The organism is Aliivibrio fischeri, assembly GCA_038993745.2.
Classification (GTDB): domain Bacteria; phylum Pseudomonadota; class Gammaproteobacteria; order Enterobacterales; family Vibrionaceae; genus Aliivibrio; species Aliivibrio fischeri_B.
Window position 1 is genome coordinate 1334977 of record CP160629.1, and the last position, 17469, is coordinate 1352445.

17 protein-coding genes and 4 pseudogenes are annotated in these 17469 nt (G+C 38.3%); 12 read left to right on the forward strand and 9 right to left on the reverse strand.

Going from position 1 to position 17469, the window contains the following annotated elements:
• Positions 1-37 precede the first annotated feature (37 nt).
• The 4 genes from yegD (at position 38) to AAFX60_006445 (ending at position 3856) form a co-directional block, all read left to right on the forward strand.
• Positions 38-1570 (forward strand): molecular chaperone, encoded by a 1533-nt coding sequence (yegD, locus tag AAFX60_006430; GenBank protein ID XDF78752.1) that lies wholly within the window; start codon positions 38-40, stop codon positions 1568-1570.
• 71 nt (positions 1571-1641) lie between these two features.
• Positions 1642-1959 (forward strand): N(4)-acetylcytidine aminohydrolase, encoded by a 318-nt coding sequence (gene yqfB, locus AAFX60_006435; protein ID XDF78753.1) that lies wholly within the window; start codon positions 1642-1644, stop codon positions 1957-1959.
• An 18-nt stretch (positions 1960-1977) separates the two neighbouring features.
• Positions 1978-3060 carry a site-2 protease family protein gene (locus AAFX60_006440; GenBank protein XDF78754.1) on the forward strand — a complete coding sequence of 361 codons (1083 nt, stop codon included), beginning with the start codon at positions 1978-1980 and terminating at the stop codon, positions 3058-3060.
• A 49-nt stretch (positions 3061-3109) separates the two neighbouring features.
• Positions 3110-3856, forward strand: a complete 747-nt coding sequence (locus AAFX60_006445; protein XDF78755.1) for a sporulation protein — start codon at positions 3110-3112, stop codon at positions 3854-3856.
• 78 nt (positions 3857-3934) lie between these two features.
• On the opposite strand, the gene AAFX60_006450 is transcribed toward AAFX60_006445, so the two are convergent.
• From AAFX60_006450 to AAFX60_006460, 3 genes are all read right to left on the reverse strand, one after another.
• The gene (locus AAFX60_006450) at positions 3935-4225 is read right to left on the reverse strand and encodes a putative quinol monooxygenase (GenBank protein ID XDF78756.1); all 291 of its coding nucleotides are present in this window, start codon (positions 4223-4225) and stop codon (positions 3935-3937) included.
• 21 nt (positions 4226-4246) lie between these two features.
• Positions 4247-4642: a glyoxalase superfamily protein gene (locus tag AAFX60_006455; GenBank protein ID XDF78757.1), complete on the reverse strand. Its 396-nt coding sequence runs from the start codon at positions 4640-4642 to the stop codon at positions 4247-4249.
• Positions 4643-4741: 99 nt separating this feature from the next.
• A complete protein-coding gene (locus tag AAFX60_006460; GenBank protein ID XDF78758.1) occupies positions 4742-5023 on the reverse strand; it encodes a ribbon-helix-helix domain-containing protein in 282 nt (93 codons plus the stop codon).
• Positions 5024-5286: 263 nt separating this feature from the next.
• Here AAFX60_006460 and thrS point away from each other — a divergent pair, with 263 nt between their 5' ends.
• From thrS to AAFX60_006485, 5 genes are all read left to right on the forward strand, one after another.
• Complete coding sequence (thrS, locus tag AAFX60_006465; GenBank protein XDF78759.1) at positions 5287-7215, forward strand: threonine--tRNA ligase; 1929 nt, start codon at positions 5287-5289, stop codon at positions 7213-7215.
• Positions 7216-7218: 3 nt separating this feature from the next.
• Positions 7219-7770: a translation initiation factor IF-3 gene (infC, locus tag AAFX60_006470; protein ID XDF78899.1), complete on the forward strand. Its 552-nt coding sequence runs from the start codon at positions 7219-7221 to the stop codon at positions 7768-7770.
• A gap of 107 nt (positions 7771-7877) precedes the next feature.
• Positions 7878-8072 carry a 50S ribosomal protein L35 gene (gene rpmI, locus AAFX60_006475; GenBank protein ID XDF78760.1) on the forward strand — a complete coding sequence of 65 codons (195 nt, stop codon included), beginning with the start codon at positions 7878-7880 and terminating at the stop codon, positions 8070-8072.
• Between the two features lie 41 nt (positions 8073-8113).
• A complete protein-coding gene (gene rplT / locus AAFX60_006480) occupies positions 8114-8467 on the forward strand; it encodes a 50S ribosomal protein L20 (GenBank protein XDF78761.1) in 354 nt (117 codons plus the stop codon).
• Between the two features lie 346 nt (positions 8468-8813).
• Positions 8814-9926: a ferredoxin reductase family protein gene (locus AAFX60_006485; protein XDF78762.1), complete on the forward strand. Its 1113-nt coding sequence runs from the start codon at positions 8814-8816 to the stop codon at positions 9924-9926.
• Positions 9927-10070: 144 nt separating this feature from the next.
• Here the strand turns inward: AAFX60_006485 and AAFX60_006490 are convergent.
• From AAFX60_006490 to AAFX60_006515, 6 genes and pseudogenes are all read right to left on the reverse strand, one after another.
• Positions 10071-10849, reverse strand: a pseudogene (locus tag AAFX60_006490) (heme ABC transporter ATP-binding protein).
• Entirely contained in the window at positions 10849-11886 is a 1038-nt protein-coding gene (locus tag AAFX60_006495; GenBank protein ID XDF78763.1) for an iron ABC transporter permease, read from the reverse strand. Before AAFX60_006495 ends, AAFX60_006490 begins: the two are co-directional and overlap by 1 nt.
• A gap of 9 nt (positions 11887-11895) precedes the next feature.
• Positions 11896-12744 (reverse strand): ABC transporter substrate-binding protein, encoded by an 849-nt coding sequence (locus AAFX60_006500; GenBank protein XDF78764.1) that lies wholly within the window; start codon positions 12742-12744, stop codon positions 11896-11898.
• Positions 12741-13159, reverse strand: a pseudogene (locus AAFX60_006505) (biopolymer transporter ExbD). The gene AAFX60_006500 and the pseudogene AAFX60_006505 overlap by 4 nt, the downstream one beginning before the upstream one ends.
• Positions 13156-13839, reverse strand: a complete 684-nt coding sequence (locus AAFX60_006510; protein XDF78765.1) for a MotA/TolQ/ExbB proton channel family protein — start codon at positions 13837-13839, stop codon at positions 13156-13158. Before AAFX60_006510 ends, AAFX60_006505 begins: the two are co-directional and overlap by 4 nt.
• A gap of 21 nt (positions 13840-13860) precedes the next feature.
• Positions 13861-14613 carry an energy transducer TonB gene (locus AAFX60_006515; protein XDF78766.1) on the reverse strand — a complete coding sequence of 251 codons (753 nt, stop codon included), beginning with the start codon at positions 14611-14613 and terminating at the stop codon, positions 13861-13863.
• A 155-nt stretch (positions 14614-14768) separates the two neighbouring features.
• Between AAFX60_006515 and hutW the strand changes: the two are divergent.
• From hutW to hutZ, 3 genes and pseudogenes are all read left to right on the forward strand, one after another.
• Positions 14769-16143, forward strand: a pseudogene (gene hutW, locus AAFX60_006520) (heme anaerobic degradation radical SAM methyltransferase ChuW/HutW).
• Positions 16133-16662 (forward strand): annotated as a pseudogene (gene hutX, locus AAFX60_006525) (heme utilization cystosolic carrier protein HutX). Before hutW ends, hutX begins: the two co-directional pseudogenes overlap by 11 nt.
• A gap of 53 nt (positions 16663-16715) precedes the next feature.
• The gene (gene hutZ / locus AAFX60_006530; protein XDF78767.1) at positions 16716-17243 is read left to right on the forward strand and encodes a heme utilization protein HutZ; all 528 of its coding nucleotides are present in this window, start codon (positions 16716-16718) and stop codon (positions 17241-17243) included.
• Positions 17244-17469: the final 226 nt, after the last annotated feature.

A 17469-nucleotide genomic window follows, 5' to 3' on the forward strand; every position in this document is an offset into this window, starting at 1 on the left:
AAATCAGCTCCCTTTTAATAATGCTAGGTGTACCACAATGTTTATTGGATTTGACTACGGAACCGCTAACTGTTCAGTTGCGACCATTCAAAATAACCAAACAAAATTACTAAAACTAGAAGGGGATAACACCTTTATTCCTTCTGCGTTATGTGCACCTACTCGTGAAGCGGTTTCTGAATATTTATTTCGTATTTGGGGCGTTCAGCCAAGTACAGATATAAATGAACGTTTGCTTCACACTGCAATTTCATACAATCGTGAAGAAGATATCGATGTTGATGCTGAGTCGATGACATTTGGTCAAGCAGCATTAAATATGTACATCGAAGATCCTGAAGAAGTGTATTACGTAAAATCACCAAAATCATTCTTAGGGGTATCTGGTTTACGTGATGTACAAGTGAGTTTATTCGAAGATCTTGTTACTGCAATGATGAAAAACATCAAAAACAATGCAGAGCAAGAACTACAGCAAGATATTACGTCGACAGTAATTGGTCGTCCAATTAACTTCCAAGGCGCAGCTAGTGACGAAGCTAATGCACAAGCGATCTCAATTTTGTCATGTGCAGCAATGCGTGTGGGTTTTAAAAATATTGAGTTTCAATTTGAGCCAGTTGCGGCAGGTTTAGACTTTGAACAAACATTAACAGAAGACAAAACGGTTCTGATTGTTGATATCGGCGGTGGTACGACGGACTGTTCAATGATTCAAATGGGGCCGTCTTGGCGTGAACATCATGACAGAACGAAAGGGATCTTATCTCACAGTGGTTCTCGTATCGGTGGTAACGATTTAGACATTTACCTCGCACATCGTCAGTTTATGCCTTTACTTGGTTCACAGAGTCGAACTCATAAAGGCTTAGAATTACCAATGACGCAGTTTTGGAATCCAATTGCCATCAATAACATTGTTGCTCAACTGGACTTCTTTGGTTTTGGTAATCGTAAACATTTAATGCAGATGCTTAATGATACTCAAGAGCCAGAAAAAGTTGCACGTTTAATTAAACTTTATGATGAAAAATTAAGTTACAAACTGCTACGTGATGCAGAGCAAACGAAAATAGCATTATCAGAATACGCTGAGCAAGCGGTAGATTTAAGTTACCTTGATGAAGGTTTAACTTTGAATATTTCTCAACAATGTCTAGCAGAAGCAATTGCGAAGCCACAAGAGAACATTAATAAGCTGATTAAAGAAGCGATCGTTCAAGCAGGCACGACACCAGATATCATTTATGTAACTGGCGGTTCTGCTCACGCTGAGCAAGCGGTAGATTTAAGTTACCTTGATGAAGGTTTAACTTTGAATATTTCTCAACAATGTCTAGCAGAAGCAATTGCGAAGCCACAAGAGAACATTAATAAGCTGATTAAAGAAGCGATCGTTCAAGCAGGCACGACACCAGATATCATTTATGTAACTGGCGGTTCTGCTCGTTCTCCAATTCTACGTTCAGCATTACAACAGCAATTACCAAACATTGAGATTGTTGGTGGTAATTATTTTGGCTCTGTTACAGCAGGATTAGCACACTGGGCAAATTACTGCTTTGGGTAATGAGCTCTATTTTATTAATTGTTAATTTTCGAGCTGCATTGTCGCAGCTCGAATTGTATTAGGAAAAGACAATGAAAACAGCACCAACAGAAATGACGTTTTTTGAGCGTTTTGAATCAGATATTTTATCGGGTAAGAAAGTGATCACGATTCGTGATGAATCAGAAAAAGATTACGTGATTGGAACAGAAGTTGAAGTTAGTACTTATGAAGATAATCGTCGTTTTTGCCGATTAGCTATCGACAATGTTGAACCAATTAATTTTGATGATCTTAATCAGTACCATGCTGAGCAAGAGAATATGACATTAGAAGAACTAAAAAATATTATCGAAGAAATTTACCCAAATAAAGGTCAACTTTACGTTATCTCTTATCATTTAGTTTAAAGGAAATAGAGGTCAATAATGGAATTATTATCTATCGACTTTTTAGGTCAGCCACTTCGTTTAGAAGGTTCAATGGCAGGTTGGCAGCAATTATTTTGGAGTAATACTCTTGTTGCTCAACACGCTGCATCGGCGGATCATAATGATCACTTTCATCATGAGTTTCAGTTAACTCAAGGTGAAAAAATCATCACTTGTCAGTTAGAGGCCAAAGTGACTTGGCAACCATTCCTTATTGAATACCGAGCAATGATTGATGGTGAGTTAGTAGCAGAAGGCAGCCGTAACGAAAAAGACATTGAAAAACAGGTTCCACATACTCCTATTAAAGCTGAGCGTAAATTCAGTTTAATAGGGTTAGTTTCATTAGGAATGAAGGCATTAAAAAGTGCCAAATTAATTAAGGTTGTTTTAGCCTCTGCAAGTCTTGCTGCATACTCGTGGTTATTCTCTATTGAATTCGCTTTATCTTTGATCGCTTGTTTAATGTTTCATGAGTATGGACATATAAAAGCGATGAAATATTTTGGAATGAAAACCAAAGGTATTTACCTTATACCATTTTTAGGCGGTTTAGCTCTGAGTGATGAGAAGATAAATACGAGATGGCAAGATGTTGTTATCTCGATTATGGGGCCATTTTTTGGCTTAATCCTTTCGCTTATTCTTATGGTGGTATATTGGATAACAGGGGAGATGTTCTTTGCTGGTCTTGCTGTATTTAATGCATTCTTAAATTTATTTAATTTATTACCAATACTCCCATTAGATGGTGGGCACGTTTTAAAAAGTATTAGCTTTTCAATGAACAGTAAGCTTGGTATTTTTTTATGTGCACTAGCAGCTGTTAGTGGTGTCATATTAAGTTACTATTTAGGCCTAGCGCTGTTTGGTTTTTTACTTATCATGGGTAGTTTAGAAATTGTATTTGAATGGCGAGCTCGTCATCACAGTCATTTATTGCCACTGGATCGATACGGACAAATTATTTCATCGGTTTGGTATGTAGGGTTAGTGAGTTCATTAATTGGCATTATTTGGTATTTCGCAAGTAGCGGTGATGCTTTGTTGCAATTACCTATGCAAATATTAGGAACTTAATCTCTAAAATTAAGATTATTAGCTCTTAATAGCTAAAAGGAATTTACGGATGTTTAAAAAATTAAAAGCGTCTCTTGGCATTGGTGCCGCAAAAGTGGATACCATTTTAGAAAATCCAGAGCTTTTCCAAGGGGATAAGCTTATCGGTGCCGTTCATATTCAAGGTGGCGATATAGAGCAGAAAATTGATGCTATTCATATCAAGCTGAACACAGAGATTAAAATTGAAAATGATAATGGTGTGAGTTATCAAACATTCACTCTATTTCATACACAAGCGGTTAATCCATTTGTTATCCAAGCTGGTGAACAAAAGAAATTACCATTTACTATTAAGTTACCTGACGAAACACCAATTACGGCATTAAATGTTCGTAATAACCACTGTGACGTATGGGTTGAGACGGTATTGGATATTGATTTTGCATTAGATCCAACAGATCGAGATTTACTAATAGTAAAACCATTACCTGTCGCTGGAGCGATTATCCAACAAGTTGAGCAAGCTGGCTTTAACATGGTAAAAGCAGATGTTGAGAAGGGCTTTTTAAATGGAGGTCACTTCAAGTCTCATTCTGGTTGTTACCAAGAAATTGAATTTAGAAGTAGCGGCTTTATTAATAAGAAAGAAATTGAATTGTCATTTATTTTGGATGGCAGTGTTCTCCATTGCTTAGCGGAAGTTGACCGTTCTCTTGGTTTTAATCGTGGTGATCAATATATTTCATTCTCTTTAGGTCTAAATGTCTCAAGTGCTGAAATAAATAATGCTGTTCAGCGAATTTTACGCGTATAAAGATTGACGAAGTACGGTGTAAATAAAAAGATTAAATGCATTAATAAAGCTCTCTACATTTAGAGAGCTTTATTTGTTTTATGCTTCTATAGCATTATAAAACGTTATTTTTGGTTCTTCTTCTAAAAGACCATTAAGGTTAGCAATCAAATCAGTAAAGTGCGTCTCTTTGCAATGCGAATCGAACGCATTTTTATCACTAAATTGTTCTTGAAATAAAAACTTACGACTATCTGATTGGTCTTGAAATAAACAATAGCGAATACAGCCTTTTTCGTTACGAGTAGGAGCTAATATTGCTGTTAGCAGTTGATATAATGCCTCTTCTTTTCCCATCTTAGCGCAGAATTGTGCAGTCAAGTGAATCATGTTGTATTTCCGATTTATTTATTATAAGTAACGCCCAGCTCGTTGAATAAATTCAATCTTGTAGCCGTCAGGATCAGTAACGAAAAAGAACGTCGCTAATAGCACGCCTTCATGGTCAAATGATTTAATATCCGAAGTGTTAATACCGTATGTATTTAGGCGCTTATGTGTTGTATGAATACAATCAACACTCACCGCAATGTGTCCATAGCCATTACCGTGAATATAGGGTTCGTGTTGGTCGTGATTATGAGTCAATTCGATTTCGAATCCTGTTTCAGAATTAGCAAGGTAGGTCAGTGAAAAATCATCAAAACGATATTGATTAACGATCTCTAGCTCTAGTGCATCACGGTAGAATTTGATGGAGGCAGGTAAGTCATGCACTCTCACCATGCTATGTATTAGTTTTGTCATGGGTTCTCCTTGTGAACGAGAACATCATAATGAGAGTTGAAAGTAGGGTGGTAGTACGTGAGTACGACAAATAACAAATCTATTAAAATGAATGTGTCATTAAAGAGTTGAGAGTGTTTCTTGTGGCTTACGTGAATAAATTAAACAAGCACAGCGAAGTAACGAAGCAAAATTAGTGACCTCTCCGTTATGTTCTAATGCCTCTTTGTATATTGTAGAAATAAAACGAGGGACGCTTAAACCTTGGTACTCAGCGATTTCTTCAAGTGTTTCCCAAAAGCTGGCTTCTAGTTTTACACTGGTAGCATGACCATCAATTCGAATAGAGCGAGTGATGAATTGGTAGTTTTCAGTTGGCTGATGAGCAAATATTTCACACATAAATATCATAGGTCTGTTGAGTTATTGCATTATTTTGTATGGAAATGAAGCGAGAATCAAATAACTGGGAAATATCATTTTTGTGATCTTGATTCTTTTTTTGCATTAATGAGTTAAGAAACGTACAATAGCGCTCTTGTGAGTATTCCCGACCTTTGTGTGGTTGATTGATTCTCTCAACTATTCTATATACAACGTATTTTTCGTTTATTAATTTTTAGCATGTGTTGCTTCGTGTGCAACACCACTGTAAAGGATAAAACATGCCTGTAATTACTCTTCCAGACGGTTCTCAACGTCAATTCGATAACGCTGTTTCAACTATGGATGTCGCTGCTGACATCGGTCCAGGTCTTGCGAAAGCTTGTATCGCTGGTCGTGTTGATGGTGTTCGTGTTGATGCGTGCGATTTAATTGAAAATGACGCTCAACTTGAAATCATCACAGCAAAAGATGAAGACGGTTTAGAAATCATTCGTCACTCTTGTGCGCACCTTTTAGGTCACGCAGTTAAGCAGCTTTTCCCTGAAGCTAAGATGGCGATTGGTCCAACAATCGATAACGGTTTCTACTACGATATCGATATGGAGCACTCTTTAACGCAAGAAGATCTTGATAAGATTGAAAAGCGTATGAAGGATCTTGCTAAGACCAAGTACCAAGTAATTAAGAAGAACGTAAGCTGGCAAGAAGCGCGTGATACTTTTGAAGCACGCGGTGAAACTTACAAGATTGAAATCCTTGACGAAAACGTATCTAAAGACGATCGTCCAGGTTTATATCACCACGAAGAATACATTGATATGTGTCGTGGTCCTCACGTTCCTAACATGAGCTTCTGTCAGAACTTTAAGATTCTGAACGTTGCTGGTGCATACTGGCGTGGTAACAGTGACAACAAAATGCTGCAACGTGTCTACGGCACTGCATTCCAAGATAAGAAATTGCTGAAAGCACACCTTATCCGCCTAGAAGAAGCTGCAAAGCGTGATCACCGTAAAATTGGTAAGCAACTTGATCTGTTCCATATGCAGCAAGAAGCTCCAGGTATGGTGTTCTGGCACCACAACGGTTGGACTATCTTCCGTGAACTAGAAGTATTTGTTCGTGAAAAACTAACTCAGTACGATTACCAAGAAGTAAAAGGCCCATTAATGATGGACCGCGTACTTTGGGAACGTTCTGGTCACTGGGACAAATACGCTGAAGCGATGTTCACAACAAGTTCTGAGAACCGTGAATACGCAATTAAACCAATGAACTGTCCAGGTCACGTTCAAATCTTTAACCAAGGTCTGAAATCATACCGTGATTTACCATTGCGTATGGCTGAGTTTGGCTCATGTCACCGTAATGAACCATCTGGTGCTTTACACGGCATTATGCGTGTTCGTGGCTTCACTCAAGATGATGCACACGTATTTTGTACAGAAGCACAAGTTCAACAAGAAGTTAAATCTTGTATTGAAATGGTTTACGATACATATCAAACATTTGGTTTTGAGAATATCGTAGTTAAGCTGTCTACACGTCCAGAACAACGCGTTGGTTCTGATGAAATGTGGGACCGTGCTGAGTCAGATTTAAAACTTGCTCTAGAGTCAATGGAGATTCCATACGAGATTCAAGAGGGTGAGGGTGCGTTCTACGGACCGAAAATTGAATTTACTTTGCATGATTGTCTGGACCGTGCGTGGCAATGTGGTACAGTACAGCTTGATTTTGCATTACCAGAGCGTTTAGGTGCAACTTACGTTGGTGAAGATAACGAACGTCACACACCAGTGATGATTCACCGCGCGATTTTAGGTTCACTAGAGCGTTTCATTGGTATCTTAATCGAAGACTATGCAGGCTTTTTCCCAACGTGGTTAGCTCCTGAACAAGCGATTGTTATGGGAATTACGGACAAACAAGCTGATTACGTACAAGAAATTGCAAAAAAACTGCAAAAAAATGGATTTAGAGTGAAAGCGGACTTGAGAAATGAGAAGATTGGCTTTAAAATCCGTGAACATACTTTGAAGCGTGTACCGTATATGCTTGTTTGTGGCGACCAGGAGATGGAAGCTGGAGAAATTGCAGTACGTACTCGTAAAGGTAAAGATTTGGGTAAATTCAAAATTGATGATTTTGTTGCATTCCTGCAGCAAGAAGTTAGTGCCCGAACGCTCAATACTGTGGAGGAATAAGGTATTAAAGGCGGAAAAAGAGCCCAACAGCCGGCTAAACAAAATGCTCATCGTCTAAACGGTGAAATTCGTGGCGTTAAAGAAGTGCGCCTAACAGGCCTAGATGGTGAGTCAGTAGGCATCGTTTCTCTAAACGAAGCTCTGGATGCAGCACTTGAAGCTGGTGTTGACTTAGTTGAAATCAGCCCAAATGCCGAGCCACCAGTTTGTCGTGTGATGGACTATGGCAAATTCCTCTTCGAAAAGGCGAAGGCTGCTAAAGAACAGAAGAAAAAGCAAAAACAGGTTCAGATCAAGGAAATTAAATTCCGACCTGGAACTGATGTAGGAGACTATCAGGTAAAACTACGCAACCTGACTGGTTTCCTAGAAGACGGCAACAAAGTGAAGGTAACAATTCGCTTCCGTGGCCGCGAAATGGCTCACCAAAACATCGGTGTTGACGTTCTTAATCGTTTGAAAGCGGATACTGAAGAATTTGCAGTAGTCGAATCTTTCCCAACGAGAATTGAAGGTCGCCAGATGATTATGGTGTTGGCCCCTAAGAAGAAGTAATTTAGTGCATTCAAGTAATACAGCAGGGTAGCTGTTCGCAGTTACCCTGTTTTATTCGCCTAATTACTGTATGTTTAATCACGCAACAATGCGGAGTTATATTCATCATGCCTAAGATGAAATCAAACAAAGGTGCTTCTAAGCGTTTCAAGAAAACTGCTGGTGGTATCAAATTTAAGCACGCTACAAAACGTCACATCCTGACTAAACGTACTACTAAGAACAAGCGTCAGCTTCGTCCTAACTCTCTACTTCCAAAATGTGAAGTAGCAGCAGTTGCTCGTATGCTTCCATACGCATAATTTTTAGTATTTATTTATAATTTTAGTTTAGGAGAGACATAATGCCTCGCGTAAAACGTGGTGTACAAGCTCGTGCACGTCATAAGAAAGTTCTGAAACAAGCTAAAGGTTACTACGGTGCACGTTCACGTGTTTATCGTGTAGCTTTCCAGGCGGTAACTAAAGCAGGTCAATATGCTTACCGTGACCGTCGTAACAAAAAGCGTGTTTTCCGTCAACTTTGGATCGCTCGTATCAATGCTGCAGCTCGTCAAAACGAGATGTCTTACAGCCGTTTCATCAACGGTCTTAAGAAAGCATCTATTGAAATCGATCGTAAGATCCTAGCTGACATCGCTGTATTCGACAAAGTAGCATTCGCTGCTCTAGTTGAAAAAGCGAAAGCTGCTCTTTAATTAGAACAGTTTCAAGGCTTTAAGACTAAGAAAGGAGAGCACTAGCTCTCCTTTTTTTATGCCTGCAATTTATTCATATATTAAGCATTAACCTCCTAATTCCCTTTCTATCTGTCAGTTTCTGTAAAGCTTATACAACTAACGTAAAGTTACTTTTGATTTAAAAACAAAAGCCTATTATTTACTCAATTGATTCATTTAATGAGTATTGAAAATGCGTAAATTTACTATTCTGTTGCTTTTGCTATGGCTGCCATCTTTTGTTTCATTACTTACTGAATTTGATAGTGTGATGGATTTACGTAAACAATTAATCGTCTTAACTGGTTGGCTTGGTTTTGCTTATATGGGCGCAGCTATTGTTCTTTCCGCTCGTTTTAAATGGACGGAACGATTAGTAAAAGGGCTAGATAAGGCTTATGGTTTACATAAAAAATTAGGGATTTCAGCTTTTATTGCTCTGCTCTTGCACTGGTTAGTGATTAAAGCTGCGCATTGGGCTGTGCAACTAGGTTGGCTTGTACGCCCAACACATGCAGGAAAAGAGAGAGTTATCACAGGTGTTGATTGGATTTCTGTTGCGGAGAAAGTGGGTGATATATCGTTTAAGGTTTTTATACTTTTTACTATCATTAGTTTGGTTGAAAGAATCAGTTATAAAAAATTTAAAGGGATCCACAAAATTGGTGGAGCATTAATGTTAGCTGGTGTGTTTCATACGCTGTTTTTGATCAAATGGGATCTTTCATTAATCCCAATGAATATAGCTATTATACTTATCTCTGCTATCTCAGTTTGGTGTGCAATACTTTCACTAACGGGCTCTATTGGTAAGAAAAATAAAATAGGTGGTCAAGTAGTTCAAGTTGATAAATTTAAAGATGATTCTGAATTTACTGTGGTGGCTCGTCTTCAAATTAAACTTGAGAGTAAATTGCGATATAAAGAGGGACAGTTTGCTTATATCAATTTTCATGACGGTGAAGCGCCACATCCATTTTCTATTCTAAATTATAACGAAAAGACAAGGGTGGTTGAGTTTGGGATTAAAGATCTTGGGGATTATACGCATCAATTAGTTAATCAAATTGCAGTAGGAAAAAAAGCAACAGTGGAAGGCGGTTATGGTTACTTCCAAATCCCATCTGATATGAACCAAGTATGGGTAGGGGCCGGAATTGGTATCGTACCATTATTATCTCGACTGTATTGGTTACAAAAGAGCACCGATAAAACCACAAAAAGGATTGAAAAAATTCACCTTTTTTATTGTGTAAATAATGAGAAGGAAGCCTTTTTTAGTAGTGAAATAAAAGCTGTTTTACGTAAGATGGATTTTATTGAATTACACCTTATTGAGTCAGATAAGGGCTATAGATTAACCTCTGAGGATATTCTAAAGAAAATTGATAATGAGTCATTTTCTGTTAGTTTTTGCGGGCTGAAGGGTTTGGAATGAGTTTAAAGCAAAGTTTGATGGAAAAGGGTCTTCCTGAGGCATCATTTCATAAAGAAATATTTAAAATGCGTTGATCTGTATTTTTATTTAATTTTAAAGAGCCAACATAAACATATTGGCTCTTTTTTGAAATCTCTTTGGGCTTTATGCCGCAAACACTACAGGGAAATTCAACGTAGGGTGAGCTTGCACTAAGGTTTTGTGTCCATAAACATTCTCTATCATTTCTGATGTTATCGCCTCCCATGGCGATCCGTCTGCTTGCAGCTTTCCATCTTGAAGAACAATGACTCGATCAGAGTATTGTGCCGCCAAATTCAAATCATGCAGTACCACAATAACCGCAGCACCTTCGCTCGCTAACTCTCTTGCTAATTTTAATGTATTGTGTTGATGTGAAAGATCTAACGCTGATGTTGGTTCATCTAACATCACGATCTTCTGCTGATGTTGGCTTACTTGGGTTAGCACTCGCGCTAAATGAACTCGTTGCTTTTCACCACCAGATAGAGAGGGGTAGGCTCTTTCTGCTAAATGGTTTATTCCCGTCTTTTGCATCATGTTCGATGTGATTTCTCGTAATGCTTGATTGGATAACGATAATGGCAACCCTCCAAGTTCTACCACTTCATTTACATTAAAAGCAAAAGAGAGGGTACTGTGTTGAGGGAGAACCCAAGTCGTTTTGCTAGTTCGTTACCATCCCATTGATCTTTTGCTTTTCCAAAATAACGAATGTCATTAAAAGAGGTGATTTCATCACATAGCAATTTTAGTAATGTGCTTTTTCCGGCACCATTTGGCCCAAGTAATGTGGTCACTTCACCACAACGAAGTTCTAAGTTAATGTCATCTAAAATTATTTTAGAACCAATGCGATAAGAAATGTTGTTGGCTGAGATAGCTAATGAAGAAAGGCTCATTAAATTTTACCTCGCTGGGTAAAGAGTAAATACAAAAAGAAAGGCGCACCAATAATAGCCGTCACGATACCAACAGGCAGTTCAGCAGGGCTAACGGCAACACGAGCAAACATATCTGCTGCAGTTAATAAAAGACCACCAAGTAATGCTGAAAGTGGTAATAAGGTTTTATGGTTTGGTCCAGATAGCATACGACCAAGGTGAGGGATGATTAATCCAATAAACCCAATCATTCCAGATAAGCTAACGGTAATACCAACGCCTACAGCACTTAATATGATCATACGTTTCTTTAATGATTGAACATTAATGCCTAAATGTTTTGCTTCTGCTTCACCAAGAAGTAGGGCATTAAGTCCTGACGCATTTTTCATAAATAAAACAAGTAAGGTGATAAGACCAATACCTGCAAGTAGCAAGTCATTCCATTTTGCACCCGCTAGCGATCCCATAGACCATAACGAGAGATCTCGAAGCATTTGATCATCGGCAATGAAATTCAAATAGCCAATTCCAGCACCAGATAAAGCGCTAATAGCAACACCAGCGAGTAGCATAACAGTAATTGAGGTACCAAATTTACTGCTACCTAATCGATAGACAATGAGTGTGGTTATTGCGCCACCAAGAAAAGCAAAAATAGGAACAGCAGCAAAATTCATAAAAATAGGAAATTGCTGAGCAACGGATGAAAATAATACGATTGCCATTGCTGCACCAAGTGCGGCCCCAGAAGATACACCAATGATCCCAGGTTCAGCAAGAGGATTTCGAAATAACCCCTGCATGACAACACCAGAAATAGCCAATATGGCACCAACAAGCATACAAAGGATGGTTCTTGGTAGGCGAACTTGATGAATGATCAAATTAATGTGTGCCGGAATTTCAGCGGTTGACCAAGGAATAAGGCTATTAAAACTATCACTTAGCGTAATGTTCATTGGTCCTGTCGCAATGGAGCTTACTGCGATAATTAGCAGAGAAAAGCCACTTAACCACAGTAATTTTGAATAAGAGATGTATTTTAACAACATAATAATCACTTAAGGGTAAAGAAGGGTATTCAAACGAGCAGCCTCATCAAGTGTTGCTAAGCCAAGGCCACCGACGAGTGCTGAGCCATCAATACCAATAATTTGTTTATTAATACCAGCAGGTGTGGAGGCTAAGGTTGGAATCGATTCGATAATTTTATCAATGCCTTTTAACTTCTTGATACTACGGTTGCTGACTAAAACAACGTCAGGTTGCATTGAGATCATGGCTTCCATTGAAATAGGTTTAAACGATGATATAGATGAGCGTGCAGGGTTATTTGCACCTGCTAAATGGATCAATTCATCCATTGTTGTATCACTGCCAGCCACATAAGGGGCTCTGCCTTCATGTAATAAAAGGTAAATGACTTTTTTTTGCTTCGCTTTACTTGGAATACTACTGTTTAGTAATGCGACCTTTTTATTTACTTGATCCTTGATCGCTTCTGCTTGCGATTGATGCTGAGTAATAGAGGCAATTTCGTCAATACGATTTAATAAACCTTGAACTGTTGGTGTGGTGTTTACGATATTCACTTTTACATTCGATTGAGAAAGCAAATCTAGTGTACTTTGAGGTCCCATTTCGTCGGAACCAATAATTTGTGTTGGTTGTAAGGCTAATAACCCTTCTGTCGATAATTGACGGTGATAACCAATTTTAGGTAAAGACTGTGTCTGCGGAATTTTGCTCGTTACATCAACGGCAACAAGAGAGTCTTCTGCACCTAGTGCATAAATTAACTCCGTAACGGCACTTCCAGCACTAATAATACGCTCTTGTGCTGTACTAATGGATGAGAATGAAAGCAATGCTATAGCAAAGAAAGAGGAGGTAAGTTTAGAATTAATCATGATTTATTTTCGTCCATTAAAATTTGAGTTGCTTTAATATTGTTATCTTGTAAAAAGGCCAATAATTTCACCATATGCTGAATTTCAGCGGTTTTATCTGAGGCAATAACCACTTGAAAATCAGGCTTACTTTTTACTTTTTGTAGTAATGCGTTAGTAAAAGAAGGCCAAGTAGAATAAGAATGACCATCCAAACCCCAATATGGCGGTTGTTCTAATATATTGATGGTAAAAGACTTACTGTCTACGTCACTTACCGATTCGGTATCCGCTGTCGGTAAGCTCACTTCTAAAGATTGAAGTTTCACGGTAGCGGTGAGTAATAAAAAACCATTACGATGAAAATAATATCGAGTAAAGGGGTCAGATCAGGCTGAATGGACTCTTCAGAAGTGAAAGAAGGTGACTTAATCATGCATTCACCTTGATGATTTTATGTTGGATGTTCTCACTCATTGAATCATTTGAGCTAAATACACCTTCAATCCACAAATTAGTGTAATTTAATGAATGCTCTAAACGTGACAAGATACGATCAGCCCATAAGCCTAGAAGTTGTGAGCTTGCGATAGCAGGTAAGGCAATGATCAAACCAATTGCCGTTGTACGCATTGCTAACCCTAAACCATCAGCCAGAATATTTGGTGTGATAGAACCCGTTGTTGCTGCTACATCTTTAAACATATCTATTAAGCCAAGAACCGTACCTAATAAGCCGAGTAATGGGCTGATCATGCCAATAAGAGCTAAAAGACGTAATCCAGAACGCAATTGATGGCGCTTCTCTTGAAGCCATAATCCAGCTACATCTTCTCGTAATCCTTTTTCAAAATCACGATGAGCAAGTAGCATGGCATTGCCTTTTGCTGAGAGAGCACGACGTTTTTTCAATTCTTGAATAAAGGAGTGAATACCTTGTGTATCGTCTTTTTCTAATTGATTTAGCGTCGACTGTATTTTTTTATGAGAACAGCCAGAAAAAAGCAAAAGCTGAATGGTTCGTTCTAATAACAAGGCAAGAGTGAGTAATGAGCAGCCTAATAGCGGTAAAGCCATAATGCCAAGTTGCGAATATAAGTGTGAAAAGTTAAGCATAGTTAAATCCGGTATAACTGATTAATTTAGTGAAAATCTGACAGGGATCTGCACTCGGTGTGCAATCGCTTGGCCATTGATAACTTGAGGTGAAAATTGCCAATCACGAATCGCATTAAGAGCGGCTTCATCGAGAACTTGTGCGCCAGATGAGGTGATTAACTCTTGTTTAATTTGTTTTCCGTTTTCATTTAGCCAAATTTCATATAGCGCAGTACCTTCAATGCCTTTACGTTGCGCGATGCGAGGGTAACGTGGTGCATTAGGACGCTTTAAGAAACTCGGTTTTTGGACTAATTGTGGTTTTTCTGTTGCCCCTGATTTAGAAGCAACAGGTTTTGCTGTTGACTCTTTTTCTACAGGTTTGTCTGTTTTCTTAGCCGTTTTAGTTGTTGGCTTAGTTTCTGCCTTTTCTTTAAGAATCTTTTTTTCTGGTTCAATTGGCTTTGAAATCGTTGGTTTTTTTACCATTTTCTTTTTTGGTTTAGGCTTTTGCTTAGATTGTACGGGTTTCTTTTTCACCACTTGTTTTTGAACTGTTTTTTCAACTGTGGTTTGTTGCTTTGGTTGTTCTTTCGGTTTTGTTACCTCATTTTTTTTCGTTTGTACTGATTGAGGAGTAGGAACACTTGGTGCGACAAACTGGATGTTTACTTGTGATGAAGTACTACCGGTAGGCATAGCAAAGGCTTTTTTTTCAGGAACAGACCAAATAAGCGCGGTATGAATAGCTAATGAAATACCAGCTGCAGCTAGATAACGAAAGTTCAGCACGAATGTCTCCATTTAATTCAGTACTTTTTAAGATGACAACATTATAAACAAAACGATAATGAGATCAATTATCAATTGCATTCTCATTAAAAATACTTTATGATGTAAAAAGAAGCAAAACTCTTTGAAGTAACGAGTTAAAAAGAATTGAAATCATGAGAACAGAAATTGACTTAAATCAGCTACCTATTTCACTTGTCGGTGAAAGTACACCAGAGCCATTGCTGTATGCCTTTCAAAGAAAAGCATCCGCTCATGCTGGGGGAGGCGCAACACCAATCTCGGCGGATTTGTTTAATGAGCGCTTTTCTTCCGTTTCATCGGAAACCACACAGATCAGTAAACATCGTTGCCTTTACGTTCATATCCCTTTTTGTCGTGTGCGATGTACTTACTGTAATTTCTTTCAGCACGCATCAAGCAAGCAACTAGTACAAGAATATTTTGATGCCTTATTAGTTGAGTTGAAATGGAAAGCACAGCTCGCTTGGACTCAAGCTGCGCCATTTCATGCGGTATATATTGGTGGTGGAACGCCTACGGATCTTACTGCAGATCAAATTGAACAATTGGGCAAAGCCATTCGCTCTCAGTTCCCATTAACCCCTGATTGTGAAATTACGCTAGAAGGGCGAATTAACCGTTTTGATGAAGAGATGTTTGATAAGTCATTAGAAGGTGGCTTTAATCGTTTTTCATTTGGCGTACAGAGTTTTAATACAAAAGTAAGACGCTCAGCCAAGAGGCTTGATGATAAAGAGTATGTATTACGTCGTATTCAAGAGTTAAGTGATTCAGAGCAAGCGCCCATTGTGGTTGATTTACTTTATGGCCTTCCTTATCAAACTTCCGAGATCTGGCAACAAGATCTCAACGATTTTTTAGAGACAAACGCACATGGTGTTGATCTTTATCAGCTGATCGAAATGGGCGGAACTCCTATGAAAGGCATGATTGATAAAGGTAAATTGCCACACCCGCATCAACCGAAGAAAAAGCCTATATGTATAAATATGGTGTGGAGTTCATGAACAAACATCACCTTAATCGCTTGAGCGTTAATCACTGGGCGCGAAGTAATCGGGAAAGAAGCATCTACAACAGTTTAGCTAAAACCACTGCAGAGGTATTGCCTGTGGGGTGTGGTGCTGGTGGTAATCTTGGCGGTGTAGGCATTATGCAACATCGCACGTTAGACGCCTATATTCAGTCAATTAAAGCTCAACAAATGCCGATTGCAATGATGACACAATCCGCTTCTTCAGCAGGGTTATTCTCAATGATTAAAGCAGGGTTTGATCGTGGTGTTCTATCAAGAAAATCATTATTGCAGCAGACGTCAGAGGATGTCTATCAATACTTAATGCCACTATTTAAACAGTGGCAAAACCATGGATTAGTTAAGGTTAATGCGATTATTTAAGTTTAACGCTAGCGGGTGAATTTTGGGCAGTGACTTTAGCACAAAGTGTGATATCCGCTTTATCAATGACGAACAAACAGCCTGTTTTTAATGAACATGCCGCATAAATTTAATCAATATAATAAGAGTATTCCAGTGAATAAACACGTTATCGAATTATTAGAAAATGATCCATCATTATTACCAAGTGATATAGCTAAGCAACTGTCTATTAGTGAAGTCGAAGTGGTTAAATCATTACCTAAAGAGATGGTGACTATGGTTTCTGGCCTGAAAACCAAGATATTTTAGAAGGGCTAGTAGGTTTTGGTGATGTAACAACCATCGTACATTCATTTGGTTCTATCTTTGAAGTTAAAGCTCCATTTCCAAACGGGAAAATAGCGCATGGTTATTATAACCTGATGGGGCGAGAAGGGCAGTTACACGGTCACTTAAAATTAGATTTAATTCAAGATATCGCATTAATTAGCAAACCGTTCAGAGGAACTGAAAGCCATTACTTTGGCTTCTTTAATCATGACGGGCATTCCGTATTTAAGATCTATTTAGGTCGAGATAAAAAGCGCCAACTTATTCCTGAACAAGTTGAAGCGTTTAATGTCTTAAAACAAGAATATAAATAAAAAAATAGTCAGCTCAGCATACAACTCAGCACCAAATTTAAAAGGAAAGAAAAATGAACTCAAATGTTAAGCAGGAAAGATTACAAAATCGTCTTGGCCTTGAAATTCAAGAGTTTCGTGACTCACGTAAAACCCTTCAATTAGCAACAGTAGATTGCGAAGGAAAGCCAAACGTAAGTTACGCCCCTTTTGTTTTATTAGAAGATGGTTACTATGTCTTGATCTCAGAGATTGCACGCCATGCAAGAAACCTGTTACAAAACCCTGATGTATCGTTAATGCTTGTCGAAGATGAAGATTCATCGAAACAATTATTCGCTCGAAAAAGATTAACGTTTGATGCGACGGCGATTTTAATTGATAGAGAAGAAGCCAATTGGCAGCTGGCGGTTGATGAAATGAAACAACGCTTTGGCGATATTATCGACGGCTTGAGTTCGTTGGAAGACTTTAAAATGTTCCGTTTAAAACCCATTCAAGGATTGTTTGTAAAAGGATTTGGTCAAGCGTTTCAAGTAAGTGGTGATGATCTTGTCGACTTTGTTCACCTAGATGAAGGGCACAAGAAAAGAACTGCTTAATTCCAGCTACATAACATCAATAGAATTTAAGACTAAAGCTCAATATTTTGGGCTTTTTTTTGTATCTGGAATACCATATTAATTGTAGTAAGTTACGGGGCACTCTAACTTGTTAAAATGCTTGAAAACTTCGTTAGCATTTTTGATTATAAAATTGCAGAACATGTATTTATTGTGATTGGTATCAGATCTCACTCGAAAAAGTAGCAAACAGAATAAGTGACCA

Bases quoted from the DNA above. Each gene is read 5' to 3' on its own strand.
- yegD (XDF78752.1), top strand. From the start codon at position 38: ATGTTTATTGGATTTGACTACGGAACCGCTAACTGTTCAGTTGCGACC.
- yqfB (XDF78753.1), top strand. From the start codon at position 1,642: ATGAAAACAGCACCAACAGAAATGACGTTTTTTGAGCGTTTTGAATCA.
- AAFX60_006440 (XDF78754.1), top strand. From the start codon at position 1,978: ATGGAATTATTATCTATCGACTTTTTAGGTCAGCCACTTCGTTTAGAA.
- AAFX60_006445 (XDF78755.1), top strand. From the start codon at position 3,110: ATGTTTAAAAAATTAAAAGCGTCTCTTGGCATTGGTGCCGCAAAAGTG.
- AAFX60_006450 (XDF78756.1), bottom strand. From the start codon at position 4,225: ATGATTCACTTGACTGCACAATTCTGCGCTAAGATGGGAAAAGAAGAG.
- AAFX60_006455 (XDF78757.1), bottom strand. From the start codon at position 4,642: ATGACAAAACTAATACATAGCATGGTGAGAGTGCATGACTTACCTGCC.
- AAFX60_006460 (XDF78758.1), bottom strand. From the start codon at position 5,023: ATGTGTGAAATATTTGCTCATCAGCCAACTGAAAACTACCAATTCATC.
- thrS (XDF78759.1), top strand. From the start codon at position 5,287: ATGCCTGTAATTACTCTTCCAGACGGTTCTCAACGTCAATTCGATAAC.
- rpmI (XDF78760.1), top strand. From the start codon at position 7,878: ATGCCTAAGATGAAATCAAACAAAGGTGCTTCTAAGCGTTTCAAGAAA.
- rplT (XDF78761.1), top strand. From the start codon at position 8,114: ATGCCTCGCGTAAAACGTGGTGTACAAGCTCGTGCACGTCATAAGAAA.
- AAFX60_006485 (XDF78762.1), top strand. From the start codon at position 8,814: ATGGGCGCAGCTATTGTTCTTTCCGCTCGTTTTAAATGGACGGAACGA.
- AAFX60_006495 (XDF78763.1), bottom strand. From the start codon at position 11,886: ATGTTGTTAAAATACATCTCTTATTCAAAATTACTGTGGTTAAGTGGC.
- AAFX60_006500 (XDF78764.1), bottom strand. From the start codon at position 12,744: ATGATTAATTCTAAACTTACCTCCTCTTTCTTTGCTATAGCATTGCTT.
- AAFX60_006510 (XDF78765.1), bottom strand. From the start codon at position 13,839: ATGCTTAACTTTTCACACTTATATTCGCAACTTGGCATTATGGCTTTA.
- hutZ (XDF78767.1), top strand. From the start codon at position 16,716: ATGAACTCAAATGTTAAGCAGGAAAGATTACAAAATCGTCTTGGCCTT.